25 protein-coding genes and 3 pseudogenes are annotated in these 26,619 nt (G+C 42.7%); 15 read left to right on the top strand and 13 right to left on the bottom strand.

Annotated features, from left to right (window positions below; translation table 11 throughout):
* Window positions 1-166 precede the first annotated feature (166 nt).
* The 6 genes from H6G41_RS21290 to H6G41_RS21265 all read left to right on the top strand — a co-directional run bounded on the left by H6G41_RS21290 (window position 167) and on the right by H6G41_RS21265 (window position 6,769).
* Complete coding sequence (locus H6G41_RS21290) at window positions 167-799, top strand: phycobiliprotein lyase (RefSeq protein WP_190748339.1); 633 nt, start codon at window positions 167-169, stop codon at window positions 797-799.
* A complete protein-coding gene (locus H6G41_RS21285) occupies window positions 756-1,355 on the top strand; it encodes a hypothetical protein (protein ID WP_199316245.1) in 600 nt (199 codons plus the stop codon). The genes H6G41_RS21290 and H6G41_RS21285 overlap by 44 nt, the downstream gene beginning before the upstream one ends.
* A gap of 510 nt (window positions 1,356-1,865) precedes the next feature.
* Complete coding sequence (locus H6G41_RS21280) at window positions 1,866-2,606, top strand: phycobilisome rod-core linker polypeptide (protein WP_190748337.1); 741 nt, start codon at window positions 1,866-1,868, stop codon at window positions 2,604-2,606.
* A gap of 292 nt (window positions 2,607-2,898) precedes the next feature.
* On the top strand, window positions 2,899-4,128 hold the full coding sequence (locus tag H6G41_RS21275) for a hypothetical protein (protein WP_190748335.1): 1,230 nt from the start codon (window positions 2,899-2,901) through the stop codon (window positions 4,126-4,128).
* A gap of 198 nt (window positions 4,129-4,326) precedes the next feature.
* Complete coding sequence (recN, locus tag H6G41_RS21270) at window positions 4,327-6,072, top strand: DNA repair protein RecN (RefSeq protein WP_190748334.1); 1,746 nt, start codon at window positions 4,327-4,329, stop codon at window positions 6,070-6,072.
* A 499-nt stretch (window positions 6,073-6,571) separates the two neighbouring features.
* Window positions 6,572-6,769, top strand: coding sequence for an RNA-binding S4 domain-containing protein (locus H6G41_RS21265; protein WP_190748333.1), 198 nt, complete (start codon window positions 6,572-6,574; stop codon window positions 6,767-6,769).
* Between the two features lie 62 nt (window positions 6,770-6,831).
* Here H6G41_RS21265 and H6G41_RS35265 read toward each other — a convergent pair whose 3' ends face one another.
* The 4 genes from H6G41_RS35265 to H6G41_RS21250 all read right to left on the bottom strand — a co-directional run bounded on the left by H6G41_RS35265 (window position 6,832) and on the right by H6G41_RS21250 (window position 8,930).
* Complete coding sequence (locus tag H6G41_RS35265; RefSeq protein WP_308796230.1) at window positions 6,832-6,936, bottom strand: hypothetical protein; 105 nt, start codon at window positions 6,934-6,936, stop codon at window positions 6,832-6,834.
* Window positions 6,896-7,762, bottom strand: a complete 867-nt coding sequence (locus H6G41_RS21260; RefSeq protein ID WP_242037996.1) for a histidine kinase dimerization/phospho-acceptor domain-containing protein — start codon at window positions 7,760-7,762, stop codon at window positions 6,896-6,898. The genes H6G41_RS35265 and H6G41_RS21260 overlap by 41 nt, the downstream gene beginning before the upstream one ends.
* Window positions 7,755-8,453: a two-component system response regulator RppA gene (gene rppA, locus H6G41_RS21255; RefSeq protein WP_190748332.1), complete on the bottom strand. Its 699-nt coding sequence runs from the start codon at window positions 8,451-8,453 to the stop codon at window positions 7,755-7,757. Before rppA ends, H6G41_RS21260 begins: the two co-directional genes overlap by 8 nt.
* A 141-nt stretch (window positions 8,454-8,594) precedes the next feature.
* Window positions 8,595-8,930, bottom strand: a complete 336-nt coding sequence (locus tag H6G41_RS21250; RefSeq protein ID WP_190748331.1) for an alpha/beta fold hydrolase — start codon at window positions 8,928-8,930, stop codon at window positions 8,595-8,597.
* 36 nt (window positions 8,931-8,966) lie between these two features.
* Between H6G41_RS21250 and H6G41_RS21245 the strand changes: the two genes are divergently transcribed.
* Window positions 8,967-10,466, top strand: coding sequence for an IS1380 family transposase (locus H6G41_RS21245; RefSeq protein WP_190748330.1), 1,500 nt, complete (start codon window positions 8,967-8,969; stop codon window positions 10,464-10,466).
* 238 nt (window positions 10,467-10,704) lie between these two features.
* Here H6G41_RS21245 and H6G41_RS21240 read toward each other — a convergent pair whose 3' ends face one another.
* Window positions 10,705-11,424: an alpha/beta fold hydrolase gene (locus tag H6G41_RS21240; protein ID WP_190748329.1), complete on the bottom strand. Its 720-nt coding sequence runs from the start codon at window positions 11,422-11,424 to the stop codon at window positions 10,705-10,707.
* 38 nt (window positions 11,425-11,462) lie between these two features.
* Between H6G41_RS21240 and H6G41_RS36225 the strand changes: the two genes are divergently transcribed.
* Both H6G41_RS36225 and H6G41_RS35255 read left to right on the top strand, forming a co-directional pair.
* On the top strand, window positions 11,463-11,606 hold the full coding sequence (locus H6G41_RS36225) for a tyrosine-type recombinase/integrase (protein ID WP_374939440.1): 144 nt from the start codon (window positions 11,463-11,465) through the stop codon (window positions 11,604-11,606).
* A 238-nt stretch (window positions 11,607-11,844) separates the two neighbouring features.
* On the top strand, window positions 11,845-12,099 hold the full coding sequence (locus tag H6G41_RS35255) for a hypothetical protein (protein ID WP_242037995.1): 255 nt from the start codon (window positions 11,845-11,847) through the stop codon (window positions 12,097-12,099).
* A 99-nt stretch (window positions 12,100-12,198) separates the two neighbouring features.
* Here H6G41_RS35255 and H6G41_RS21225 read toward each other — a convergent pair whose 3' ends face one another.
* The 3 genes and pseudogenes from H6G41_RS21225 to H6G41_RS21215 all read right to left on the bottom strand — a co-directional run.
* Window positions 12,199-13,161 (bottom strand): pyridoxamine 5'-phosphate oxidase family protein, encoded by a 963-nt coding sequence (locus H6G41_RS21225; RefSeq protein ID WP_190748327.1) that lies wholly within the window; start codon window positions 13,159-13,161, stop codon window positions 12,199-12,201.
* 72 nt (window positions 13,162-13,233) lie between these two features.
* Window positions 13,234-13,833, bottom strand: a complete 600-nt coding sequence (locus H6G41_RS21220; RefSeq protein ID WP_190748325.1) for a glutathione S-transferase family protein — start codon at window positions 13,831-13,833, stop codon at window positions 13,234-13,236.
* Between the two features lie 265 nt (window positions 13,834-14,098).
* Window positions 14,099-14,338 (bottom strand): annotated as a pseudogene (locus tag H6G41_RS21215) (NAD(P)/FAD-dependent oxidoreductase); the annotation flags it as partial.
* A 411-nt stretch (window positions 14,339-14,749) separates the two neighbouring features.
* Between H6G41_RS21215 and H6G41_RS21210 the strand changes: the two are divergent.
* The 3 genes and pseudogenes from H6G41_RS21210 to H6G41_RS21200 form a co-directional block, all read left to right on the top strand.
* Window positions 14,750-15,655, top strand: coding sequence for a LysR substrate-binding domain-containing protein (locus H6G41_RS21210; RefSeq protein WP_190748323.1), 906 nt, complete (start codon window positions 14,750-14,752; stop codon window positions 15,653-15,655).
* Between the two features lie 223 nt (window positions 15,656-15,878).
* A pseudogene (locus tag H6G41_RS21205) lies at window positions 15,879-16,019 on the top strand (tyrosine-type recombinase/integrase); the annotation flags it as partial.
* A 67-nt stretch (window positions 16,020-16,086) separates the two neighbouring features.
* A pseudogene (locus H6G41_RS21200) lies at window positions 16,087-17,483 on the top strand (efflux RND transporter permease subunit); the annotation flags it as partial.
* Window positions 17,484-17,792: 309 nt separating this feature from the next.
* Here H6G41_RS21200 and H6G41_RS21190 read toward each other — a convergent pair.
* Together H6G41_RS21190 and H6G41_RS21185 are read right to left on the bottom strand one after the other, a co-directional pair.
* A complete protein-coding gene (locus H6G41_RS21190; protein WP_190748321.1) occupies window positions 17,793-18,335 on the bottom strand; it encodes an HD domain-containing protein in 543 nt (180 codons plus the stop codon).
* A gap of 18 nt (window positions 18,336-18,353) precedes the next feature.
* Window positions 18,354-18,557 carry a hypothetical protein gene (locus H6G41_RS21185; RefSeq protein ID WP_190748319.1) on the bottom strand — a complete coding sequence of 68 codons (204 nt, stop codon included), beginning with the start codon at window positions 18,555-18,557 and terminating at the stop codon, window positions 18,354-18,356.
* 218 nt (window positions 18,558-18,775) lie between these two features.
* Here H6G41_RS21185 and H6G41_RS21180 point away from each other — a divergent pair, with 218 nt between their 5' ends.
* The 3 genes from H6G41_RS21180 to H6G41_RS21170 all read left to right on the top strand — a co-directional run bounded on the left by H6G41_RS21180 (window position 18,776) and on the right by H6G41_RS21170 (window position 20,856).
* Complete coding sequence (locus tag H6G41_RS21180; RefSeq protein WP_190748317.1) at window positions 18,776-19,330, top strand: alpha/beta hydrolase; 555 nt, start codon at window positions 18,776-18,778, stop codon at window positions 19,328-19,330.
* 132 nt (window positions 19,331-19,462) lie between these two features.
* Window positions 19,463-19,792 carry a hypothetical protein gene (locus H6G41_RS21175; protein ID WP_190748315.1) on the top strand — a complete coding sequence of 110 codons (330 nt, stop codon included), beginning with the start codon at window positions 19,463-19,465 and terminating at the stop codon, window positions 19,790-19,792.
* Window positions 19,793-20,448: 656 nt separating this feature from the next.
* Window positions 20,449-20,856, top strand: coding sequence for a hypothetical protein (locus H6G41_RS21170; protein WP_190748313.1), 408 nt, complete (start codon window positions 20,449-20,451; stop codon window positions 20,854-20,856).
* Window positions 20,857-20,942: 86 nt separating this feature from the next.
* Here the strand turns inward: H6G41_RS21170 and H6G41_RS21165 are convergent, their stop codons facing one another.
* From H6G41_RS21165 to H6G41_RS21155, 3 genes are all read right to left on the bottom strand, one after another.
* The gene (locus H6G41_RS21165) at window positions 20,943-23,753 is read right to left on the bottom strand and encodes a DUF5682 family protein (RefSeq protein WP_190748311.1); all 2,811 of its coding nucleotides are present in this window, start codon (window positions 23,751-23,753) and stop codon (window positions 20,943-20,945) included.
* Window positions 23,754-23,881: 128 nt separating this feature from the next.
* Window positions 23,882-25,036 carry an AAA family ATPase gene (locus tag H6G41_RS21160; protein WP_199316244.1) on the bottom strand — a complete coding sequence of 385 codons (1,155 nt, stop codon included), beginning with the start codon at window positions 25,034-25,036 and terminating at the stop codon, window positions 23,882-23,884.
* 150 nt (window positions 25,037-25,186) lie between these two features.
* The gene (locus tag H6G41_RS21155; protein ID WP_190748309.1) at window positions 25,187-26,611 is read right to left on the bottom strand and encodes a VWA domain-containing protein; all 1,425 of its coding nucleotides are present in this window, start codon (window positions 26,609-26,611) and stop codon (window positions 25,187-25,189) included.
* Window positions 26,612-26,619 lie beyond the last annotated feature (8 nt).

Below are 26,619 nucleotides of genomic sequence, written 5' to 3'. Positions count from 1 at the left end.
TTACATATGCTTGACAAGCAGATATTTTTTGCTTTGAGCAAATAGACACCATTGTTTGCCAGAGAGAACTGAAAAGAAAAAAGCATAGAGTTTCTTGGAGTTCTATAATTGATCCCAATTGGGTATTGGGTTGCTCAACTTGTTGTTTGGAGTTAGCGTTTGATTTATGGATGCAATGGAGTTTTTTCAACTAAGTACAGGTAGATGGCGATCGCAGCGCACGACTCACCATCTAGCCTTTAAGCGTTCGGAAGCTGGGGAATCTAATATCTTGGTTGAAGCGCTGGGAGCCGATCATCCAAAAGTGATTGAAATTTGCGAACTTCATCAAGTTGACCCTAAATTGGCTATTGGTGGTGCTTTTGTTTCTTGGCACGGTGCAATGGGCTGGGATCGCGAAGATGAAAACCATGAAGGTTCGACTATCTTCTCTCTGATTCCTGATGCTGATAACCCCCGTCAAGGCTCGCTGTTGCGCGAACGGGGTTATGCGGAAATTGTTCCTGTCGCTGGGCGCTATGAAATGGATGATGAGGACGCTTTAGTCCTGATCACCGAGTACGAAACCATGAGTTCCATTGAGAGATTCTGGTTTGTTAGCCCTAGCATTCGGATGCGTACCAGTACAGTCAAAAGATTTGGTGGTTTTAGTACAGCTACCTTCTGTACAGAGTTCCGGGTAGGAGATGTTTCAGAAGTTACCTCTAATTCCGATGAGGCTGACCTCTCAAACCAGAACCCCGAACAGATAAAAAATGCGACCGAATCCACAGAATACTTCTCACTCTTTGGTTGGTAAATTAATAGTCACCACCAGTACCGATCCATTTACACGAGGGCTAGATTATCTTTATGGAGTGAGGAGTCTAGCTCTCGATGCAGAGATGATTGATGTGGTTTTTGATATGGAAAACCGCAAATCTTTATGTGTCTGGATTGGTGACCATATTGAGGCGGTGAATAGACAATTAGAAAACTATCTTCAGGCTTGCCACGATTGTTTTCACTCTTGGGAACAACCTGCGATTCAAATCTTTGCAGCGCCAATTGCTCAATCTTTTGGGATTGATGGTTTGTGCAATCTACAAACAAATCCGATTACCATCTTGATTGATGTGGGAAGAGTAAAGCCAGCGGACTGGTTACTCTTAGTTGTCCACGAATATGCCCATGCTCATGCGGGTTCTCCAGGACACCACGAAAAATTTGCGCGATCGCTCTCTCACCTCTGCCTCGGATTGGGGATTGCGCCCCCGGACACTATTCAGGAATCTCACCTGCGATTTTATCCTGATTATCACCCCACTCAGAATCCCTTAGCTTTTTGGCGGGGAGAATCAGCAGTTGGCTATTAGGGATTTCCAAGTAAAAAAATATTCCATTACTATTGTTGTACGGGCGGGTTTAACCGACAGATCTGTTAGGAGCGTGAATATCTCACAAAACCCGCCCCTACAGACGGTTCACAGTTAACAGTTAACAGTCAACGGTCAACAGTCAACAGTCAACAGTCAACAGTCAACGACTTGAACGGAATAATTTATTTTTTGGAGTTCCCTTAACAGTTGCGCTTCAGGTTATGGATTGGACAATAGCCATAACAGTCAGACTGTTTGTGCCCATTCAGATTAATTACGAATTACGAATTACTAATTACTAATTATTCTGGATTGTTAAGAAATACTGCTTTCTCCCGCAATTTGAAAGGTGAATTTCTGATACAGGCTTATTCTGTATTTTGAGATTCCGAATCTGGATAGCAGTTAAATGGCTGCGAATTAGAAGCTGTGGCGATCGGGTGCGACTAACTCGACTCACCAAAGCCGGAATTTTGCATGTCAGCTTACAGCATAGAGGTATTTATCATGTCAATTCCTTTGTTGGAGTATGCTCCCTCATCTCAAAACCAGCGTGTGGCTAGCTTTGAGATCCCTGGTGATGAACAGCCCAGAATTTACACAACGGATAACCTGCTGTCAGCTACAGAAATGGATGTTTTGATTTTGGCAGCCTATCGCCAAATTTTCCACGAACAGCAGATGCTGTCTTGTAATCGCCAAATTTTCCTCGAATCTCAACTGAAAGCAGGACAAATTACAGTTAAAGAGTTTATTCGCGGATTAGTTTTATCTGATTCGTTTCGGCGGTTAAATTACGATGCTAACAATAATTACCGTTTTGTCGAACTCTGTGTACAACGGATTCTGGGACGGAGAATTTATAGCGATCGCGAAAAACTTGCCTGGTCTATTGTGCTGGCTACTAAAGGATTAGTTGGCTTTGTCCAAGAGTTGGTCAACAGCGACGAATATCTTGATAATTTTGGTGATAATACAGTTCCTTACCAACGGCGACGGGTTCTACCCCAGCGTTCTCAAGGCGAATTACCTTTTGAGAGAATGGCGCGTTATGGCACTGATTATCGCGATAAATTGCCACTTGTAACGGTGGGATATAAGCCTGTTCAAAGATTGACTTTACAAACCTTCTTACGTAGTCCTAACAGAGATTTGGTTTTATTAACCTTAGGTTCTGGAGCATCTTTGATCCTGGCTTTATCTTTACTCACCTTATTTGGTTTATTCCCTCAGCTTTTCCCTTACTAAGCAATTCGCCAATATTTGACGACAATGAATTTGTAGAGAGGACTTTAGTTTTTCATAGGACTAAAGTCTTCACTACAAACGTTTAATTATTTATCCAAATTTAAAAAAAGAATGCGACAGTACGCGCTTCGGGGCATGGCAGTGCCAGTGCTCCTACAATCAATGATTATCTGTAACTCATCAACTTGCAATCTGCTGTATTAATGTGCTGCAACTCCTGATTTTAGATGGCAACTAAATTTATGTATCTTTCGTCATCGCAATTACACAACTAAATTTATTTATATTTGTTATGAAAACTAAGGCTACTATTTGTTCAATAGTAGGTGGATTGACCCTAGCTATTACTTTTACACATCAATATATTTTAGCTTCTGCTCCTGGTAATTTCTCTCAAACACCATCTGTATCTCAATCATCAACTATCCCCAGCAACGTGAGTTTAAATATTCGTCAAGATATGGCGAAACGCTTAAATTTAAAACTTGGCGATGTGCGGATTGTTAAAATAGAAACTAAGACATTTGACTCTTGTTTAAATCTGCCAGTAGCTAATGAGAAATGTCAAGAAATTGCTTTCAGAGGTTGGGCTGTCAGGGTTATCGGTGGTAAACAGCGGTGGTTATATCATGCTGTGTCACCAAAGAATTTGCGCAATAATTTTCGGGTTAATGGCTTAGAAAGCTTACCTAAAGATGTGCGCCAAAAAGTAATCAGTAATGCCACATTACTCAGCGAACCAGCAGTAGGCAAGATAAGAATCACGTCTGTTGAGCCAAAAGAATGGAAAAACAACTGCTTAGACCTTCCTAAGATCTATGAGCGCTGCAACTCCACAAAAACCCCTGGATGGTTAATTACACTCAAAAGTGATAAACCAAGCTCAAAGGAACCAAGACAATGGGTATATCGTAGCGATTTAAATGGGAATAGATTTGAATTAGATTTAGTTGCTAGTGTGGGGAATATACCTGAGAAAACAATTGCAGATATTTTAGCTGATGCAGCGAAACGTTCCCAAATTTCGCGATCGCTCTGGAAAGTTGAGCGAGTTCAAGCTGTAAAATGGGGAAGATCTGGCGGCGATGGCCCATCTATGCCAATCCAAGGAGCAATGCCTAACATCGAAAATACCTTTGGTTGGAAGGTGGAAATTTCATCACCAGGACAGCAGTGGGTATATTTTGCTTTGCAAAATGGATTTCAATTTGACGCGCCCAAAAGCATACCGCGTTCTCTTGTGAATGAAGCAATTAAAACTGCGGTTGCACAATCTGGTAAACCTGCCGATAGTTTTAATTTTCATTGGGCTGAACAAATAACTTGGAATGATACTTGTTTAGGTGTAACGATTAATAAACCAGCTTGTGAGAAAATTCCTGTTCCTGGTTGGTCTATTCATATTATGGGACAGGGTGAGAATTCTTTTATCTTATCTACCTTCCACAGTCGTTTAGACCGAGATGTGCGATTTAATGGCAGTAATCCTTGGTTTCCGCCGCCGGTAGCTAATCCGCGTTGAGGATGAAAGGCAGAAGGTAGGGGTGCGCCTCTGTGTCTTCGGTCAATTATTCGTAACCGCGTAACAGTATTAGGTTTGCTACACTTAAATGGGCCTGCTACTTCTATGTAGTGGCTCAAGCTGGTTGCTAAACGCTCATGCCTAGAGTCCTCAAAGTTAGAAGTATTCGGCATCTGCCTAGATGGAGAATGTGGCTTGATGTTGCTTTGCCTGCGAATTGAAAATTTTGCCTTAATTGACCAATTAGAATTGGAATTCGGTGTTGGACTGAATGTGTTAACAGGTGAAACCGGTGCGGGAAAATCAATTATCTTGGATGCGATTGATGCAGCCCTTGGCGGTAAGGTATCTAGTCGGGTGATTCGCACCGGAACTAGTCGGGCGATGGTGGAAGCCACCTTTAAATCGAATGGGACTTTAGCCAGTTGGTTAAGCGAACAAGAAATTGATTCGATAGACGAACACTCTGTAGTGATTAGCCGGGAAATTTCGGCGACTGCGAGTAATGTCCGCAGTCGATCGCGGGTAAATGGGGTGTTGGTGAATCGTCAAATGATGGGGGGACTGCGCGATCGCTTGGTGGAAATTACCGCCCAAGGGCAAACTGTGCAAGTAGGACAAGCAGCGCAAGTCCGGGATTGGTTAGATTTACATGGTGGCGATGCTTTAATGCAGCAGCGTCAGGCGATCGCGGTTGTTTATACTGCGTACCAAAAAGCACATCTGGCATTAGAAAGACGCCGGACATCAGAACGGGAACGGTTGCAACAACTCGATTTACTTACCTATCAAGTGCAAGAGTTGAGTGCAGTTAACCTCAACGATCCCAATGAGTTAGAACAGCTATTACAAGAACGAGAACGGCTAAATCACGTTGTCGATTTACAACAGATGAGCTACAAAGTCTATCAGGCTTTGTATCAAAACGACAGCGAAACCCCAGCCGCCGCCGATTTATTGGGAGATAGCGAAGCCACCTTAATTGATATGGTGGAATACGATATCCAATTGCAACCCCTGTTAGATTTGGTGCGGGATGCGCAAGCTATGTTAATGGAAGTCGCCAGACAAATTAATGCTTATGGCGAAGATTTAGAAGCCGATCCTCAACGGTTAGAGGAAGTAGAAGAAAGAATTAGGGAATTAAAGCAGATTTGCCGGAAATACGGGCCGACATTACAAGAAGCGATCGCCTATTATCAAAAAATCCAAGGCGAATTAGCTGAATTGAACGATAGCGAACAATCTATTGAAAGTTTAGAACAGCAAGAACAAACAACTTTAGCCAAACTCACCCAAGCTTGTCATAAATTAACCCAATTGCGCCGCACAGCCGCTAACAGTTTAGAATCGCGGTTAATCGCGGAACTCAAACCCCTAGCGATGGAAAAGGTGCAATTTAAAGTAGATATTGTCCCGACTACCCCAACCGCCACCGGTGCAGACAAAATTACTTTTATGTTTAGTCCCAACCCTGGGGAACCTCTCCAACCTTTAAGCGAAATTGCTTCCGGTGGAGAAATGAGCCGCTTTTTACTAGCGTTGAAAGCTTGTGTATCCCAAGCCGATGCTGCGGGGACAATGGTATTTGATGAAATTGATGTGGGAGTTTCCGGGAGGGTAGCACAGGCGATCGCGGAAAAATTACACCAACTCAGCCAGCGTTCTCAGGTATTGTGTGTTACCCACCAACCCTTGGTAGCAGCAATGGCAGATAGGCATTTTCGCGTTGATAAACAAACTATTAATCAAGGTAAAGGTAATAAATCAAACAACGGTAGTAGCGAACAGCGTACTGTAGTGCGGGTGACAGCCTTGGATAATTTAACCACTCGCCGGGAGGAATTAGCGCAATTAGCTGGGGGGAAATCAGCCACAGATGCGATCGCTTTTGCCGAATCATTGTTATTACAAGCTGCTAATCATCGCCGGGAAAAATCTTAAATAAATTTTCGATCAATAACCTTTCAAGTAACGCTGATGTCTAATTTAATTTTGCTGCCATCAAACTAAGTTTTACATTGAGCGTTTCAAGTAACGCTGATGTCTAATTTAATTTTGCTGTCATCAAACTAAGTTTTACGTTCAGCGTTTCAACTAATGCTGATGTCTAATTTAATTTTGCTGTCATCAAACTAAGTTTTACGTTGAGCATTTCAACTAATGCTTATATCTAATTTAATTAGACTTAAACAAAACTTATGAATGCCTTGAGCATTTCAACTAATGCTTATATCTAATTTAATTAGACTTAAACAAAACTTATGAATGCCTTGAGCATTTCAACTAATGCTTATATCTAATTTAATTAGACTTAAACAAAACTTATGAATGCCTTGAGCATTTCAACTAATGCTTATATCTAATTTAATTAGACTTAAACAAAACTTATGAATGCGTTAAGCTTTTTGAGAAATATATTCAGGAATTGGCAAGTAACAGTATGATTAAACTCGATCAGTTTTTAAAGTTAGTGGGAATAGCACCAACTGGAGGACAAGCCAAATTTATGATTCTTGATGGTGCGGTGAAAGTCAATGGTGTAGTGGAAACCCGACGAGGAAGGAAATTAGTAGCAGACGATCAAGTAACGATAGAAGGGCAAACTTATAATGTTGGGCAAATACTTGAGGAGCCGTAACAACCGAAGGCATCTAGTTACGTGAAAACCGCAGTTTCGGAAGTTTATGTCTTAAAAAAACACTATGTGTTAGAGGATACAATTTTTACTTTTAGTGTAAAAATACTACCTTTTCCTACCTGACTTTCAACTGTGAGATGCGCTTGATGTTTTTGAGCGATCGCCACAGCTATCGCTAGCCCCAATCCTGTGCCTCTCTTGTTGATTTGATTGGGGTATGCGGAGGATAGCTTCTACAGTTGCCAACAGGCTGGCGAGGGGCGATCGCAATTCATGGGCAGCATTAGCGGTAAACTGTTGCTGTTGCTGATAGGACTGGTAAATCGGCTGCATGGCTAATCCTGAAAGCCACCAACTGGAAGTAGCAACCAAGCTCAGGGCAATAGGCAAACCAATCGCCATAATCCATTGAATCCGGCTGATTTCCGCATCAAAATGTTCTAAAGTGCGCCCAATTTGCAAATAGCCCCAGGATGAATCAGCATTGGCTTCATTATTTAAAGGATGGGTATTGGCACTATGTAAAATTGTGGTGAATTGGTGATAGCGAATTCCCTTAGCGGTGCGAAAAGTTTGCCATGAAGTGCGGTTGAGAGTTGGTGGCAGAGATAGCGGTTGATTGGGTGAAAAAGCCAGGAGTTTCCCTTGATGATTGAACAGACGAATATAATATGTAGTGCGATCGCTGATGCCGATGGTGTGTCGTTGAATCAGCGTTGGGGTAGCCTTGCAGGGTTGTCCACTTAAACAAAGATCAGGAAAAATTTGTTGCAGCACAGCAGTCGGTTCTTCAGAAGGCGGTAACAGTGGTTCAACGCTATCGTGTAGAGTTCCCGCAATTGATTCAATTTCACGCTCCATTGCTGCCCAGTTTGTCTGTACCGTTGCGCGATACATCCCCAAGCCAGAAACACTCAAAATCACGCCCATAACTCCGGCATACCATAGGGCTAACCGTAGACGACTGCGCCGAAAAAGAGAGTAGCTATTCATGTTGAGAGTTAAAGCGATAGCCAGCACCTGGAACAGTTTCAATCGGGCAGGAACAGCCATGATTTGCTAACTTGCGCCGTAATAAGCGCATTTGCGCCGCAACTACATTACTAATCGGCTCTTCGTCCATGTCCCAAAGTTGATGACGCAATTTACTACCGGGAATGATGCGATTGGGGTTCTGCATCAAATACATGAGCAGCTGAAATTCTTTAGTGGTTAAGGGAATGACTAGAGGCGTAGATCCATCTGAATTCACTCGTAGGACATTGTTTGCTGTATCCAGAGTAAAACCTGTAACAGTCAAGTCAGAAGGTTGTAGTTGAGGCGATCGCCTCTGAAGGGCGCGCAACGGTGCCAGCAATTCTTCCATGACAAACGGTTTGACTAAATAATCATCAGCTCCCGCATCCAGCCCTGCTACACGATTTTCCGGCTGACCCAAAGCAGTCAGCATCAGCACTGGTAAAGGATTCTGGTGTAGTCTGAGCTTTTGACATAACTGTAATCCCGACATTTCCGGCAGTAGCCAATCAACAATAGCAACTGTGTAATCTGTCCACTGGCTTTCCAGGCACAGCCATGCTTGAATGCCATCTGTCACCCAATCCACAACATATCTTTCGCTAATTAGGACTTGCTTGATTGCCAGTCCCAAATCCGCTTCATCTTCCACCAGTAAAATTCGCATTGTTCCAGGAAATCAACCATGAAGCTCATATTTTACAAAAACATTTACCAGTGAAGTTGTGCGGCGCATCCACACTGAGGACTTTCGGCAGTCCGCTCCGACCTAGTTGTTATGCCGTGCCTCAATCGAAGACTCATAACTTTAGACGCTCTCAATCAACCGTTGGACTGCACTAATAACCAACTCAGGTTGATCCAGTTGCACAAGATGTCCACTATTTTCTGCAATGATACGTTGGCTATTTGACGATAGTTTGGTCAAATCTAACTGAAGCGATGCCCATTTCTGGAATCTTTCTTCACTCATCTTTGAATCTTTAGAACCTTGGCTCAACACAATCAAAGGCAGGCTGCCCAGTGATGTAACTGATTGAATTTCCTCAAAGCTCTTTTTTATATTGGCAAGTTCACTGGATGCGGTTGCCCAATACCCGGATTTCTCACAAAGCTTAAAGAAATAGGGGTCAAAAACTGCCAAAATGCATATTGGACAACAATTCCAGCAGTTTGAAGTATGACCCCAAATAAAAACGATTGTATACCGGAACAGTTTATATTTGAACAAGTAAATTCATGTCCAGTTGTAGTTAATTTCAATGGTGAGCCTGTAACATCTGATGCCGGATTAACATTAATTGCGGAACTAGATAGAAAAAGAGGAATAACATCACGGCTGGCAGCATGTTTTAAAGATTACCGAGAGCCAAATAAAATTCTGCATCCAGTTAATAGCTTAATTGCACAAAGAATATACGGCTTAATCATGGGCTATGAAGATATAAATGACCATGAAACTCTCCGTCACGATGCGATATTTGCGCTCTGTGTGGGAAAAGTCATTAATTCCTCACCTGAATCAATTAGATTGGCCGGAAAAAGTACCTTAAATCGGATCGAGCATTGTCCAGAAGATGTATCTTCAAGGGCAGATAGTAGATATCACCGGATTGAACATGATGCATCAGCTATAGAAACACTCTTAGTTGAACTATTTTTAGAATCCTATCGAAAACCACCACGACAAATAATTTTAGATTTAGATGTTACCGATGATCCGGTACATGGTCATCAAGAAGAAACATTCTTTAATCCTTATTATAGAGGATATTGTTATGCGCCACTTTATATTTTTTGTGGTAAAAATTTACTGGCAGCAAAACTTCGTGCATCTAATGTAGATCCAGCATCAGGGGGACTAGAAGAATTACAACGAGTCATAAAAATAATCCGCTCACGCTGGCAGAATGTAAAAATTATTATTCGGGGAGATAGCGCTTATTCCAGAGAAGATATTATGGCATGGTGTGAATCTCAAACTGAAATTGATTATGTGTTTGGACTCGCACCAAATAATCGACTACTCCAGGCAACTAAGACAATACAGTATCGTGCATCCCAAGAATATTCAAGGAAAATTAAACCTGTAGTAGAGTTTTTTGAAACCTTGTTTTCTCCATCAGCAGATGTAATGAAAGACGCAGCAGCATTTGTTGATAACTCAGTGTGGTATTGTTATCTTGACTATCAAACGTTAGATACTTGGAGTCGTAATCGTCGTGTTGTCGCCAAAGTTGAGTATAGTTATGAAGAAGTTGATACTCGCTTTGTAGTGACTTCACTGCCTATTAATAAAATCCCTCCAGGACGACTTTATACTCAAAAATATTGCCCAAGAGGCAACATGGAGAATTGCTTAAAAGAGCAAAAATTAGGGCTAAAAAGTGACAGGACTAGTACTCATACATTTGTAGGAAATCAATTACGTTTGTGGTTGGCATCTATCGCTTATGTTTTGATGAATCTTCTGCGAGAGCAATGTTTAGTAAATACGGAATTCAAAAATGCAACTGTTGAGACTATCCGCACCAAACTCTTGAAGCTAGGAGCAGTTATTACTATTACTAAACGACGAGTTTTAATCGCGATTAGTAGTGCTTGTCCTTATAAAGAGAGTTTTGCAACGGTTTACAAGTATTTATCTCAAATACCAAATCAATTGTTAATAATGACCTAATTTAATTCACAAGTAATAGCTGAATCTGATTTTTAATAACTAATTTTTTGGGTTATTTTCCTTGATTTAACCCATCAATTGTCATGTGAATTTTGATTATTACAAGTTTTTTGTATCAGTATTAAGCAATTGTTATGTATTTTATATATCTTTAAATGCTTCGGCTTTTACTTTGAGTTTCCTAAGCTCTGGAGTATTTTAATAATGTATTAATTAAATTATCCTAAATTTGGCTAACCTAAGCGTTTTTTTCTGACTTGTGAGAAATCCGGGAATAGTCGGGACGGTAACAGAAGGATTTATAGGTATCAAATAAGATTTTTACTGCCAGAGGATATTTTTGAATTTCTCGCTTAATATCCTCAAGAATTGGTAACAGATTCATCTCCCCGATTAATCGCAGCACTCCAACTTGACTGACAACCCTCAAAACTTGATAAAGCCAAGACTGCATTTTTATGCGCCTCCACATTTCGGATGTCATCTGATTTTCATGGGAAGAATCGACTAACACTAATCCGACCACATCTTCTGGATATTGACTTGCATACAGCCGCATATTGACTCCACCTAATGAGTGTCCAACTAAAATGTACGGAGGATTAATTCCAGCCTTAGTCAAAAGTGAATGTAATTCATCAACGCTCTGCTGACTGGTGCGGGAGATATTGGGACTGGGATCGCTCCAACCAAACCCCGCTCGATCATAAGTGCAAACCCGGGTAAATTTAGCAATTTCAGATGGAACCAAGCCCCATGTAATTGAGGGAGCACCACCACCAGCATCCATAACAACCGTTGGTGTACCCTGCCCAATACAGTTGAGATGTAGACAAAATCCCCCAATATCAACAAGTTCACCCTGTGGAGGATGTCTGCGTCGATCCAAGGCTTCACTCACTGCTTGATAGAAAATCCCTGTAAGTAATAAGATTACGGTAATACTTAGAGTAAGCATAACCAAATTTTCCGTAATTGTCATAGCAAAATTTATAGATTCATACTGCTGCATTCAAGGTTATCTTTGCTACCCATTTATTACAAAACGGCTACGACATCCGCATAGTGCAGGAATTACTGGGACACAAGGATGTAAAAACCACGATGATATTATACCCAGGTTCTGAATCGGGGTGGTAAGGCTGTGCGTAGCCCCCTTCATAAAAACATCTGCCATTTCACCTGGATTTCATCTGCCCTTTGGCAAACTATGGAGAACTTTTGTTTACATCAGTATCCATTGTGAGGAGTGATTATGAAACCTTTTATGCTAGTGAGTTCCATTCTGGCAGCCAGTTTAATTATCAGCGCGCCCACAGTTGTATTTGCTCACGTTGGGCATGGTGATGAATTTTAAGCAACGGGCGGCATTAATCCCGTGAAAGTCAATCCCCAAACCGATCAAATGTCAGGTATTGTGGTTAAAGCGATCGCCTCCTCTGCCAAATCTGGATCTGCTGTCATGATTCCGGTGACGGCATTGGTTGATGCTGATGGCAAGCAGTTAGTCTTTGTGCAGTATAAGAATTTTTATGAGCCAGTAGAAGTCACCACCGGCGCGACCAAAGGCGAACTAATCGCTGTTACCATAAGGATTATCGATTATTTTAGCAATATAGTGCAAGTATACTGAGTGAAGTGGTCGATTTAACGTTCCGCTTCACCCGCCGCAGATAAACTCGAACACCATCGGTACGATGCCAGAAGCCTGCACCATCAGGTGAGGTATCGGTTACCAGGAACCCATATGCGCCATAAAAGGTGATCGATCGGGAGATGACCAACGCAAAGGCAGACTACCTTCTGTCCGATATCCCTGCTCAAGGTGGAACCGGAATAATCGTTCAGCTCCTTCGTAGGCGGCGATTTCCGCACCTTCCCAAATGACGTGAGCCATGCCAGTCAGATAGAGCAGGTTGCCTTGATCAAAATCCACAAACAGCAATCCAGCGCGGGGATTCAGCTCGATGTTGCCGAAGGTATTAAAGTGACAATTGCCAGAAAAGTCGGGAATGGTCAAGGTGTGGGCATCATCAATCCGAACAAAGCCAGGATTGCCACCCCGATGAGAAACATCGGCACCACTAGCGGCTCCGGCTGTTTCAGATTGATAAGCCGTGGCGATGAAAAACGTATCGGCTGCTGTGATGATGGCTTGTTCTACAGATCCCAACGTGGTGACAGAATAAACGGGTTTTGGCGCAGTCGGATCGGCATCGCCTAGCTCAAACATGCGGGCTTGAATGTATTGGGGACAGTTGCCAAAGCTTTGCCCCACCTGTACCTCAAAGCCGCTGGAATGAGTTGCGGTGACCGTCCCATTGAGGCGATTGCGGCGGCGCGTGTGCAGTTCAATACCAAGAAAGCCAATATCGATACCGTCTGCGAGCGTGGTTGTTAAGGGATCGCCAAACAGCGGCTGGGCAGTAACTTGCAAGGTGCGATCGCTCAAAGAGGCAAGAAAGCCCGGATTCCCCACCAGAATAGAAGCCCAGGGATGTCCTGTGGCATCTACCGTGCCCACAATCACATAGGGCAGTTGAGCAAAGAACTGCCGAAACTGATCCGGCAGGTATTCGCGGATCACCCGTCGTCCTTGCTTGTCCATTCGCGCCTGTGCGCCTAGCCGCGCTTGAATGGCGAGTTCGCCTGCATGAAAGGGCGATTCGGCTCGTGTCCAGCCTGGGTTTGCCATGGGGCTTTTCTCCTGAGATATGGTTTCAGACTCAATGAATGCCAGACAATACCACCTTACCGATCGCAAAATCTAAATGCCTGCCATGGGCAGATAGCCGGGGAGTTGCTTCACGCGATCGATCCATGCCAATACGTTGGGATAGGCATCCAGTGCAATTTTGCCATCCCGTGCCAGGGCGACGTAAGGGAAAACGGCGATATCGGCGATCGTGGGTCGCTCAAACTCCAACCAGGTATGAGTACTCAAATGCTGATCAAGTTGAGTCAGAATATGCTCTGCCTTTTGATGGGCACGCTCAATGTTGATGGCGGTTGCACCAAACAAATAGTGCAGTCGCGCATTTTCTGGCCCCTGGCGGACTTCTCCCGCTGTCGTAGACAACCAGCGCACGATTTGAGCCAGAGGTAAAGCCTCCAACGGCAGCCATTGATCGCCACCATACTGCCGTGCCAGATAAACCAAAATCGCCTGAGCATCGGCCAGTTTGGTCTCACCATCAATCAATAGTGGCACCTGCCCAAAGGGATTGAGAGCTAGATATTCTGGCGATTTATGTTCGCCGATCATCAGATCAACTTTAACCCATTCGTACTCGATTTTCAGCAGTTCTAGTAGCAGGCGGGCTTTGTAGCTGTTGCCAGACATTTCGTGACCGTAAAGCTTAATCATGATGGTTTTCTTACTATGTAAAGGGATGGTTGCCAAAAATCTCTTGGACGTAATTCAAAACTGAGGAATTAAAGCAGCGTGAATTCTCCTTTTTTCCACTGGGCATCAGCATTGGCGTGGATAGTGGCTTCGTCCGCGTCCCACTGGGGTTTGGTATTGCCATGTTCACCGTTGTAGAATAGATACAATTTTCCATTGGTGACTTTGTAGGTTTCAGGATCAACCGGGACAAGTTTGCCTTCAGAAACTGCAATGACAAAACTTTTCAGGCAGCAGTAATAAGGGGCGATCGCCGAGTTCCCTCAGCGCGGCGAATATCACGCCAGATTTGAGTCGCAGCTAATGCACCATCAGCAGCCGCAATCAAGACCTGATTCATACCCAGTTTCAAATCACCTACCGCAAAGATACGGGGATGGGAGGTGCGGTTCATGGGGTCGGTCACTAGATTACCGCCCTGATAATCCAGTTCAATGGTTTTCAAATAATCGGCATGATATTTTGACCTGTTTTGAGAGTTGCATTTGCGCCTCCAGGGCTAAATCAGATGTCTTCTTGGTTGTACAAGGGTGAACAATCGGCTGACAAAGATTCACGCTCTAATAAAGGGAATAGATCTAATACGAACTGAACAAAATCTCGACAGGGTAATCGGCCAGTCCAATCATTCAGGGTTTTGTAGTTTTGGAATTTCATGCAGTCTCGCTTAGATTGTGGATGGTTGAAATGTCGTTCGTCGCAGATTTCTGTGTTGTTATCTTCATCATGCACGATGCCTGAAAAGCTGTCCAAGACTTGTTTTGTGGTAATCTGATACCCAAAAGGTATCAGCGGTGAAGCCGATCTTCAAACACCCTAGCTTTTCGTTACATCAGTCCCAGTAATTGCCAATGAGTAATTTATCCAAAGGATAATTATGGAACTTCGCCATCTCAAATACTTTATTGCTGTTGCTGAGGAGCTAAACTTTCGGAAAGCTGCCGAGCGGCTGCACATGGAACAACCGCCCCTCAGTCGCCAAATTCACCAGTTAGAGGAAGAGTTGAGTGTAGAACTCTTTATCCGCGATAAACGGGGCGTTTCGTTAACCGAAGCCGGAGAAGCGTTTCTCGGTGAAGCCCGGTTAACGATCGCCCAAGCTGATCGCACCGCGCGGATTGCCCAGCAATTCAATGGGACGCAACCGAAACGATTGACGATTGGGTATTTGATTTGTGCCTTCGATCGCCTGCTTTCCCAAATGATCCAAGCCTTTCGTCAAATATCCCCAGGGGTGGAGATCGTTTTAAAAGGAATGCATACGGCCCCCCAAATTGAGGCGTTGTTCGCAGGCGAAATTGATGTCGGATTTGTCTACTTTCCGGTGAATCAGCCGGAGCTTTTAACCCAACTGGTGCTGCGTGAGCCTTTGGTACTCGTGTTGCCCAAAGCCCATCCCCTCGCCGTGTTACCCACTATTCCCCTCGCGGCATTGGCAAGTGAACCGATGCTGATCTATCCCCGCTTTGTGAAGCCTGATTGTTACGACCTGATTATTTTCCTGTGTCATGAGGCGGGTTTCCAACCTCGGATTGTGCAAGAAGCCACACCACCGGAATTACTCGTTAGCCTTGTGGAAGCGGGCGTTGGCTTGGCGCTGGTGGAAGCCAGCGTGGAAAGTCGTCACGATCAGGGTGTAGTCTATCGACCCATTGCTGAATCAACCCCTTATTTAGACATGGGAGCAGTTTGGCACAAGGGGCGATCGGGAGCGATTGTCAAGCAATTTATCAGTGTTGTCAGACAGTCCATAAATTTTGATGAACACCATCAGGGCAAATAATTTCGTCCAGGGGTTCCAAAAGGTGATAAACACATAACTATTTATTATACGGAAAGTTTTCGTATAATCTTTTGTCAATTCTAATATATCAAGCATTACAACGAACTTCTGTCTGAATATACGGAAAACTTCTTTGTGACATCCCTATCTGGGAATTATACCGATTTTTTCCGTATAACCACCCTTCACGGGAGGATTATATGGAATTTTTCCGTATATCCCTTTTGCTACCCATTTATTACAAAACAGCTACGACATCCGCACAGTGCAGGAATTACTGGGACACAAGGATGTAAAAACCACGATGATTTATACCCATGTTCTGAATCGGGGTGGTAAGGCTGTGCGTAGCCCCCTTGATTAGAAATACTGGCATATATTTTGCATGAATTTTGAACACCTAAAATGGTACAAAGTTAACACCCTAGGAGCGATCGCTCAATGTTTCGCTGACCGAAGTGACCAATGCTGCCAAAGGCGCAAATTCCAACGCTCCTGGTGGATTCTTAATTGGTGGTGGTCAAGAACTGTTGGTACGCGGTATTGGGCAGGTAAAATCAATTGCAGACTTGCAGCAATCTGTGGTGAAGGTGCAAGATGGTAAACCGATTTTGCTCAAAGATGTGGCGGAAGTCAAAACGGGTGCAGCACTGAAGCGGGGGGATGCTAGTTTTAATGGGCAACTGGCTGTGGTGATGATGATTAACAAACAGCCTGATGTCGATACCCCCACCGTGACCAAAGCAGTAGAAGCGGTGTTGCAATCTTTGCAGGCGACATTTCCCCCTGATGTGCAGGTGGCGCGGACGTTCCGACAATCTAACTTTATTGATACTGCTATTGGTAATGTCAGCAGTTCCCTGATTCAAGGCATCATCGTGTCAGTGATTATGCTGTTGTTTCTGATGAATTGGCGCACCGCCGTAATTACTCTCAGTGCAATTCCTCTGTCACTGTTGATTGGCTTAATGTTCATGAAAGCTTTTGGCTTGGGCATTAACACTATGACCTTGGGCGGTTTAGTCGTAGCTATTGGTTCAGTTGTGGATGACTCAATCGTGGACATGGAGAACTGCTATCGGGGACTGCGAACCAATCAGGCGCAGGGCAACCCGAAGCATCCCTTCGAGGTGGTGTATGAAACCTCTGTACAGGTGCGGTTAGCCGTGATTTTTTCCACGGTGATTATCGTAGTCGTGTTTGCACCAATTTTTAGTTTGACAGGTGTTGAAGGCAACATTTTTGCACCGATGGGTTGGGCATATTTGCTCTCAATCTGCGCGTCTACTTTGGTGGCTATGACCCTTTCGCCTGCCCTGTGTGCCATTCTGCTGGCAAATCAAACCTTACCGCAAGAAGGTACATTCATTTCCCGTTGGGCAGAACGATTGTATCGTCCATTGTTAAATCTGTCGCTGCGATCGCCTCAAATTATTTTGGGTGCGGTGTGATTTCGATCGCTTCTTTGATTGGATTTATTACCCTATTTGGTGTTGCTGTCCGCAATGGCTTGTTGTTGGTAGACAACTATAACAATAAGTTTGCTCAGGGAATACCCCTCAAAGATGTGATTGTCAACGGTTCTCTAGAGCGAGTTAATGCGATTCTGATGACCGCACTTACTTCCGCACTAGGGATGCTGCCTTTGGCGATCGCTAGTGGGGCTGGAAATGAAATTCTGCAACCCTTGGCAATTGTAGTTTTGGGGGGTTTATTTACATCTACAGCTTTGACTTTGTTGGTTATTCCTGCTCTCTACGCCAAATTTGGCAAACAATTAATGCCTCAACAGAAACCCGTTTTGGTTAACCAATCCTGGTCAAACTAATAACGATGATGCTGTGATTGGTAGTTTAAGAACCACCTTCACTTTTTAAGATTGGTAATCCCACGACTTCTATCTGTGGGATTTTTGCTACCCTGCGGCAACTTATACCGTTTCACTTTATGGTTGATACATAGCTGGTTGCATCCATTGCGTTTCCGGAAGGGTGATTGCTAAAAGCCTTATGAGGCAATCAATACAAGCTTTCCTATTAGAACAAAATGGGTTTTGTATTTGTTATTAGAAAAAAATTGTGTTAACCCTTGGTAGATAAAAGCTCTAGAATTCAGAAATAGCAAATATTTTCAAAGACTAAATAAATGACTGATAATCTGTAATTTTTTTAGCTATACGTGAAGCCAAAAAATCACTTGCATCTTTCAAAGCTTCGTAAATTTGAATAGCTTCTTCTCGATATTTGATAATTTTTTCTCTAGTCCAATAATATGGTGGTGGTTGCAAATTACTAATTCTATCTGCTAATTTTACAATCCAAATTTCTTTTGGTTGTTGTTGGATTCTTTGCAGACTGTCTACCATTTGCAGGTGTTTTTCTAAACTCTTATATTTAGTTAAAGCAAGGACACCGTTAGCGACTGCTGTACCAAATTCGCTGGTTATTTGCTCATAAGTTATATTTGTATCTTCGATGGTATCATGCAAAATTGCACATTGAATTGCTAAATTACCATCATATTCTTGATTTTCATTGAGGGCAGCAATTACTTCCATACTCACAAAACTTAAATGCATGATGTAAGGTATTTCTGAACCAGGAATTTTCTGCCCTTGGTGTGCTTGTGCAGCAAATTTATAAGCTTTAATATAGGTTTCTTGTGACCAGTTTTGTGTCATATCTAAAAACTCTCTGATTTAATCATCGGGAAATTGCCAGGATGAAATAGTTTCGACATCTTGGCTATGACATTGGCTACAAATAGCATCAAATGTTGAATCCATCCATTCATAACCGCAATTACGACAATGACAAAAAATATTATTGCGGTTAGCGTCTTTGATTCCCTGATGCCATTGTTGTAGTTCTTGAAAATTGGAGAAAGGAAAATTCTCAGACATGCTAATTAGCCTGATAAAAAGATGTGGCTGATAAAACTATTGCCTATGAATTATACTTGAGTTCGTTAAAATCTGCGATCGCGCTTATCCATTTCCATAATCATCACCTGAATCAACCCATAGTCAGATTGTACTTTTCTCTGCACAACCTAGGATGAAGAACTAGGGCTGATTTTTTGTGTTTCTCTATGCTCCACAATAGTAGGAAGTTCGATAAAATGCAGATTTTTAAATTTTTCCATCAATTCAGCAAAGGACAATTTACTAAATTAATCGGACAAACAATAGCTTTAGGAGTCGGGGCTAGTGTTTTATTCTTCAGTCCTAATGCTGATGCTGCTGAACAGGTGATTTTAAAGTATGGGAATTTTCAAGGCGCTATTTCTGTCACCGAATTAAATCAATTTGTCGAAACTGGTAAAACTACGCCTACACTGAGGGCTTATTTACAAGCTTCTCAACAAAATCCTGCATTAGCCCGTAAAGCATTAACAGCCGGGATAAAAGCTGACCGCGCTTTTTTAAATAATATACTTTCTAGCTGGGCTGGGCCAGTTTTAGTCAACCAAATTGGTGAGGTAGTTCATCCTCCAGAAGAGGAATTAAATGCACAAGCACTGCAAACTGCTTTAAGCACATCCATTAACCAAAATGGTGAAGTAACTTTGCTGGGGGCTATTCGTCATTATCCCACCTCTACTGTAGAAATTGAAGGCGATCGCTTAATTCCAGTTTACGAACGCTTAAGTAGTTTAGCGAAAATCTTTAGCTAAAGATGATTGCAGATAATTGTCAATGGCTATTATAGGCTTGCAATGTCACTCCTAACAAAAACTGGGGGTGATGTTGCATAATTTGTATCTGTCAAACCTAAATTCTATTGCGAACCTACACAGCAATAGATAATGAAATTTATAATTAGATTTATTGGATTAGTTTTGATGCTTTTTGGCATTAAGGTTTTGGCAAGTAGTGTAATTTTTTCTGGATACTTTATTCCTAGTTTGCCTGTGATGTTGTTGATAACTAGTGGAATATTGACATTAAAATATGGTGGACAAAATCGTCAATATGCTTGGTTGATGATTGCTGCTAGCTTGGCTTATGCAATTATGAGTAGTGTCATTTTTATTGCGCCAATCTCGCTTGTTTCCTTTGCTTTATCATTAATGGCAGTGAGCATGGGCTACACTATGCTTACTACTGGAAAAGTGAAATTGCAATTATTACCTTAGTACAGGTTTGCATAAAATCGTGGCTTATTGAGGGTGAAGATTTAAACGCAAAGGTACGCAAAGGTAAACGCGGAGGTACGCAGAGAATGAGATGCGAATCGTTGTTATGTAATTGCATCATAGAGTTTTCTTTACTATTAATATCCAGCTTTTGTATTGAGTTAGTCGAAATGCTTGTTTTATAGCTGGTTGACTGAGCTATTTAGGCTTATAAGCGGATTTAGGCATTTTCAAGATGCGATCGCATTTCCGTGGATGCGGTATGATTGCCATTGGTTCTCATAACGACTGAATATTGACCTGATCTCCTAAGCAGTGCTCAATTGAACGATTGAGCATCTTGTGTTTAAAGTTACTTGCAAACTTGAAGTAAATGCGGTATCTGTATTATCTCTAACAATATGTAGCAAAAGGTTGACCGTTGTCAGTAGATTAGGCTATTGAGGAGTGGAGCTAAATCTCAAAAGCTCTGACTGCTCTTGTTTTACAAGAGTCATTCAAAATTAGCCTAGCTAGACTTGGTGTATTAAGTCTATTTAACTGCCGGGATGGCTGGCCATTAATGTGGCTATTCAATAGACTAATTTGTAATTAATGCTACATTAATTCCAGGAGCTAAATACGTATAAACTACCAAGCAAATCAAGGATAAATAGTTGAAACAGCAGCAAATTATCATGGGAAGCATCTCCGCCACAGTATCTGCGATCGCAGTCGGATATTTGGGCGTACAATACTTAAATCAGAATGCAATGTACACAGTCGCTAGTACAATGATGGGACTGGGTGCGACGACACAAATTACCCAAATTCAGTTGAAATCCAAACGCAAAAAGTCGAAGCAATCACCACCAAAACCACAACAACCCGCTTCGCCTGTCGTTGCTGTGGTTGAAGAAGCACCTCAGCCGATACAATCAATTTATCAGCCAATTGAGCCGAAAATTGAGCCGAAAATTGAGCAACCTGTTGAAGTTGTGGAATCTGATTCTCATAAGGAATTAAAAGCAGAAAAAGATCCAGTCATTGAACGATTTCTTACATTGGGTTTGGAAGATTTTTAAATCCCGTAGGGGTGGGGAAACCCCACCCTTGAGATTTTGGGCATTGGGCATTGGGCATTGGGTATTTGATTTAGCTTTATCATAAATTACAATACAGCAGCAAAGTAGTTTAAGGTTGCTGAATAGGTATTGATTAATTGTTGAGCTTTTGATTCAGATTCAGATAAATTATTGCTGGGATTTTCAGAAAGTTCTAGATTATCTTCCCAACTCAAATTTCCAATACCTAATAATTTAGCTAACACATTAGTTGTTGCTGAATAATTAAACAGAAATTCTCTAATTCTTAATTCACTTTCGCTGAGTGTGGGTGCAGCATCAACTAGCTGCACCTGCTTTTGCATATCAGGTTGCGGCTTTGACCATGCAGGAATCCAGTTATTAAAGCCGGCTAAACTCTTCGGGAAATTACTTGAGGCTTCTTTGATTAATCCTTGGAGAATTTGCGCATGAGGTCGCAGTTTAAGAATTAGGCTTGGTAGCCAAGGTAATAAAATTTTATCGGGAACTGTGGCGAATAATTTACTTAACAGTTCGACAACAAATTTACTAATTCTCGGTGCAAAGGTTAAAGATAAAATAAACCCATTTAGGTATTCAGGGAAAGATTTAATTAACATTTCGTTGTTAATCACATCATTGAAAAATTCCCGAATTTCTTCTAGTTTTCTTAATGTTAGTAACCATTCTGTTGTCCACAATAAACCGATTTTGGCGGGGTCGTCTAAACCTTGGCTGGATTGTTTCACACCGATTAATAATTGACTGCGGTTACAACCGAGAGATAAAGCTAAACTTTCCAGGGTGAAGATAAAATTCAACATCCCGGCGATTTGTTCGGGGGTGGTTCCTCTATCTGCGAAGGCTTGGGGTAGTAAGGTGGCGTAATGTCCGTAGCCTGTGGTGACAAAATTTTCTATCCATTGTGGTAAGCCTGTGGGTGTGGCGCGGTAATAATGCACTAACCTGCGGACTCGTTCAAATACTTGGGGTGCGTCGCTGACACCTGTTTCTTGTTTGAGGAGAGAAATTGCGTGTTCTCCGAGTTCTTGAGTCAGTCGCAAACTCCGCGCGTATAAAATACTATCTTCCGTGGCTTTGAGAACATCGCTGGTTTTGGCTTGGGGAGAGAAAGCTGTTTGTTTGAGACGCTGTTCTAAAACTTGCTCGATGCTGACACCTTCATAACCAACCATAATAAGATGGCGTTGGTATTTACCGATGCGAATTTCCCAAGATTCTTGAATTGGTTTGGAACCAAGACTGCGATCGCCCATAATTGGTTTTACAATCGTATCACCCAACAAATAATGCAATCGCCACAGCACATCAGAACAGGGTAAAAGTTCTGGCTGCTGTTTGAAATCCATTAAGGCGCGTTGGTTGGTTTGTGCAAGTAGGTTGACACCCAGTGGTTGAAGCCTATCGTACACATCTTGCGCTAGGGGAGGTAACGAAGCGTAACCAACCGTACCAATGCGATCGCCTCCGAGTAAAATTTGGCAAAGTTGGTAAATATTGCGTTTTTTGGGAGTGCGGTCTTTTTCTAAACAGGTAATTGCTGCATCTTGAAAATCGTAGGGTGTGGGGTGCATTCTATTTCGCATCCCAGCTAGCAGCATTGAGGTTTGATAAATGGCGATAGAGTCTGCTGTACTGGCTAAATAGGCATTTTTCCGCGCCAATCCGACAATATCCGCGCACCATTGCAATAATTGTTCTGTGTCAGCTATGGCTAGTTCTGGGGGACGAGTTAAGAAGGCTGCGAGGGTGGAATTGGTGGCTGTAACAGGACTTGGCTTTGTTTTAGTGTGTTTCTCTTCTTTATTGAGCGAGAATCCCTTTAATCCAGTAACTTTAAGATTCTTTTTCCAAGTTGCTTCTGCTAGGGATACCGTACCGGCTGGATGATGAAATTGGTATTCAATAGCCGCAAAACTAGAAGGAATTAAACCATATAACCATTTGGTTTGGGTGCGTTCCGGGATTTCCCAGAGATTATTATTATTAACGCTATATTCTGCTACATCGCTAGCGGAGTGTGCTGCACCACATATATAGATAGCTTTCGATGGTGCAATATTATGCGCCGCCATGTGTTTTTTCATGGTAGTCCACATATAGCGTTCGCGCTGACGGTCGATTTCGATATCTTTATTGCGGGTTCCTAAGCGGCGCATTAAGCTACCGATGAGGAACATGACTTGGCGGTAGGTGTCGTAGTCTGCGCCGATAATTGCGGTTTCTACATATTCATCCCACCATTCTGAAAAGTGGCGGGTATTGGAGTTGCGGAGTAAAAAGCTTAAAAATTGGTCAAAAGTAGGGACAAGACTACCGACTTCTACACCTACAGCCGAACCATGCATTTTCGCTTCATCGCTGGCGGGTTCTTCGGATTCTTCAGCAAGTTTAGTATCGGGGGGTTCCCATTGAAAGACAAAATCCACCGCCCTATCTACAAATACTAGCTGAGTTTCGGGATTTTGCAGAGCAAATGCGATCGCTTGATATTCGGCGGAAGCTTCGGTAATGGGTGCAACCACACTCAACGGCATGATTTTGGGCGAAAAATGCTCAGATTCCGCAGCGAAAGCTTGTAAAGCGACGGGTAATTTACAATCGCGGAGATTTTCAACGGTGTTTTGTAAGTCTTCGCACAGTTCCAAGTAGATGACTTTCGGCGGTTTTTCCCGTAAACGTCGCACCATCTGCAAAGCGGAGGATGGGGAGTGATGACAGACGGGGAAAATTTCTAAAGGTTCGCTGCTGGCTTTTTCTACGTCTTGTATTAAAGCGGTTAGCATTTCGCTTAATGGTTGTGCATCGGTAGCGAATTTTTTCGCAGCGTTGAGGAGTTGTTCTTGGAGTGCGTTGAATGCAGTTGGTAGGCTCATAGTTTAGGAAGTTTCCAAATATTTGGAGTTCTTCTTTGTGTCTTTGCGCCTTTGCGTGAGATAAAAGAGAAAACGAACCGCGAAGACGCGAAGGACACGAAGGAAAGAAAGTTATAGAGAGATATTGGTTAAAATAAACCCATCGCTTGTTTCCCACCTTCGAGGAAGGCTTCCCATTCACCTTTTTGTTCTTGACTGCGCTTCTCCACAACGGCGTGCCAAAATTGATTCATTACGGAAATATCTTCTGGTTGACGACGTACTAAAGTACCGACTAATGATTTAGCTAATGCACCCGCTTCTAAATTAGTCGCGCCAAAATACCGGCTGTGTAAAATCGCATCTTCTAACACACCAATTTGTTCGGCTGTGGAAAGTGCTGATTCTAAACGCTGGTCATCGGAACTGGCGGCGGCGCTGGTTTCGCGTAAGTCGGCAAAGGTCTGCAATAATACATCTAATAATGTTGGCGGAACATCGACTTCAAAGCCGTGACGGTTCATTAATTCCTTGGTGCGGAAGAGGATAATTTCTTTTTCCTGCTTCTTATTTGTCACCACCGGCATGTGTACGAAATTAAACCGCCGTTTCAACGCTGAAGAAAGTTCATTGACACCCCTGTCGCGACTGTTAGCTGTAGCGATGACATTAAATCCGGGTTGAGCAAAAGCTACGTTATCTATCTTTAATTCGGGAATTGAAATATACTTTTCACTCAGTATAGATATCAGTGCATCTTGGACATCGGAAGTACAGCGGGTTAACTCCTCAAATCTGCCCATTGCACCGCTATGCATTGCTGTCATAATTGGTGAGGGTATCAAAGAATCGCGGGATTGACCAGATGCAATCACCATCGCCACGTTCCAAGAATATTTGATTTGGTCTTCTGTGGTTCCTGCTGTTCCTTGAACTACATAAGTTGAATTACCAGAAATCGCCGCTGCGAGTAATTCAGCTAACCAGCTTTTACCTGTACCAGGGTCACCAATCAACAATAAACCCCGGTCAGAGGCTAAAGTGACAATAGCACGTTCTGCGATCGCGCGATCTCCATACCATTTCTGTTCAATTTGCCTATCTAACTTTTGCGATGGCGTACTTCCCAACACAAAAGTCCGCACCATTTGCGGCGACAGTCGCCAAGAAAATGGTTTTGTACCTTTATCAATTGACGCTAAATATTCCAACTCTTCGGCATATTTCATTTCCGCCGGCTGTCTTAACATCACAGTATTATCTTTCGTCCCGCTACTTGTATTATTACTTTTAACCCTTGCCATTTTTATCTCCTAATAATTAATGTAAAATCTCTTTTAAACTCTTCTTCCTTGGCGTACTTGGCGTCTTGGCGGTTCATTTCTTTTAACAAACCCTGTAGGCGCGGAGATCACGAAATAAGAAAATTTTGCAGCGAATATGGGTGAGTTCTTTCAACTCACAATCACCTTCTTTAACTCCTGAATTAACTTCTTCGGACTCCCTGTTAAAATCGGCATACCTAACTCCTTCAACTTATCCCGAAACCATTGATTCACGCTGAAATATCCCGAACTCGTCACCGCACCCACCGGAATAAAATGCAACCCCGACTCCTTCAAAGACTTAATATAATCAAATAAAACTTGGTCGCTACCACCTTCATAAAAATCAGAAATTAACACCATCGCCGTATTATTTGGTTCTAAAATCTTTTGTGCAGCTTCCACTAACGCCGCATAAATATGTGTTCCCCCACCTAATTGAGTCCGTAATAAAACCTCAAAGGGATCATGTACCCAAGCTGTTAAATCAATGACTTGCGTATCAAACGCCAATAAATGCACATCCACATTGGGAAGTCCAGCAAAAATTGACGCGAGAATTGTACATTGCACCATCGCATCCACCATTGAACCTGATTGGTCAACAACTACAATCATGCGAGTTGGTGTTTTTTTCTTGGCTGTATGGTGGTAATACAACCTATCAACAAATAATCTCTGTTCTTCGGGGTTCCAATTAGTTAAATTCTTCCAAATTGTCCGCTTTAAATCTAAGTTGCGAAATATCCTTTTTGGTGGAACCGAATAATCAATTTTTCCAGCAACAGCTTGCGCTACTTGTAAACGCAGTACTTGCGCTAGTTCGTCTACATATTCCTGAATCAACCGTTTAGCATTTTTCAGCGCATTTCCTGATAAATTCGCTTTTTCTCGTAATAGCTGTTCCACCAAAGCCATTGATGGCGTAAGTTGACTGGCTAATCTGTCATCTTTGAGGACTTCATGTAAAGCCATGCGGTGAATTAATTCACCTTCCAACGCTTTGAGGGTGGCGCGCAGTTGTTCTTCGGTAACGGTGAAACCGCCACCAGTACCTAAACCCGCACCCATACCACCACTTTGACTGCTACCTTGTCCTTGATTTTGCTGTCCGGGATTTTTCCCAATTCCCGGCCCTTGTCCGCGCAAACTTCCCGGTTGACATCCCAAGGCTTTTTCTAAAAATCCCACATCTTTCAGCCATTGCGCGTATTGTTGTGCGGTGACAACTCCGGTTTGGGTATTGGGGCCGAAAGCATTGAGGAGTAATTTGGAGAAAACTAAGCCTCGACGTAGGGTAGCGGTTTCAGCTTCGTTCGCGTCGTCTTGGGGAATAATGGGATTATTAAAATCTGCTTCTAATTCTGGGTAGCGGTGGAGTAAGTTTTCAATACTAATATTAGGGTCGAGGATTAATTGGGGTAAATTTAACTCGCTGACAACTTCTGTCGCCATGTGTTCAAAATTTGCACCCTGTTCGCTAAAGCCAAACATACTGGTTAGTAAGCGCCAGTATACAACTTGACGGCGTTGAGCAATTTGTTCTGTATCCATGATTTTTC

Origin of the sequence: Tolypothrix sp. FACHB-123, from assembly GCF_014697075.1 — a bacterium.
In the GTDB taxonomy this organism is placed as follows: Bacteria; Cyanobacteriota; Cyanobacteriia; order Cyanobacteriales; family Nostocaceae; genus Aulosira.
The sequence above is the reverse complement of the archived record's forward strand: the minus strand, read 5'-3'. Positions and strand labels throughout refer to the sequence as shown.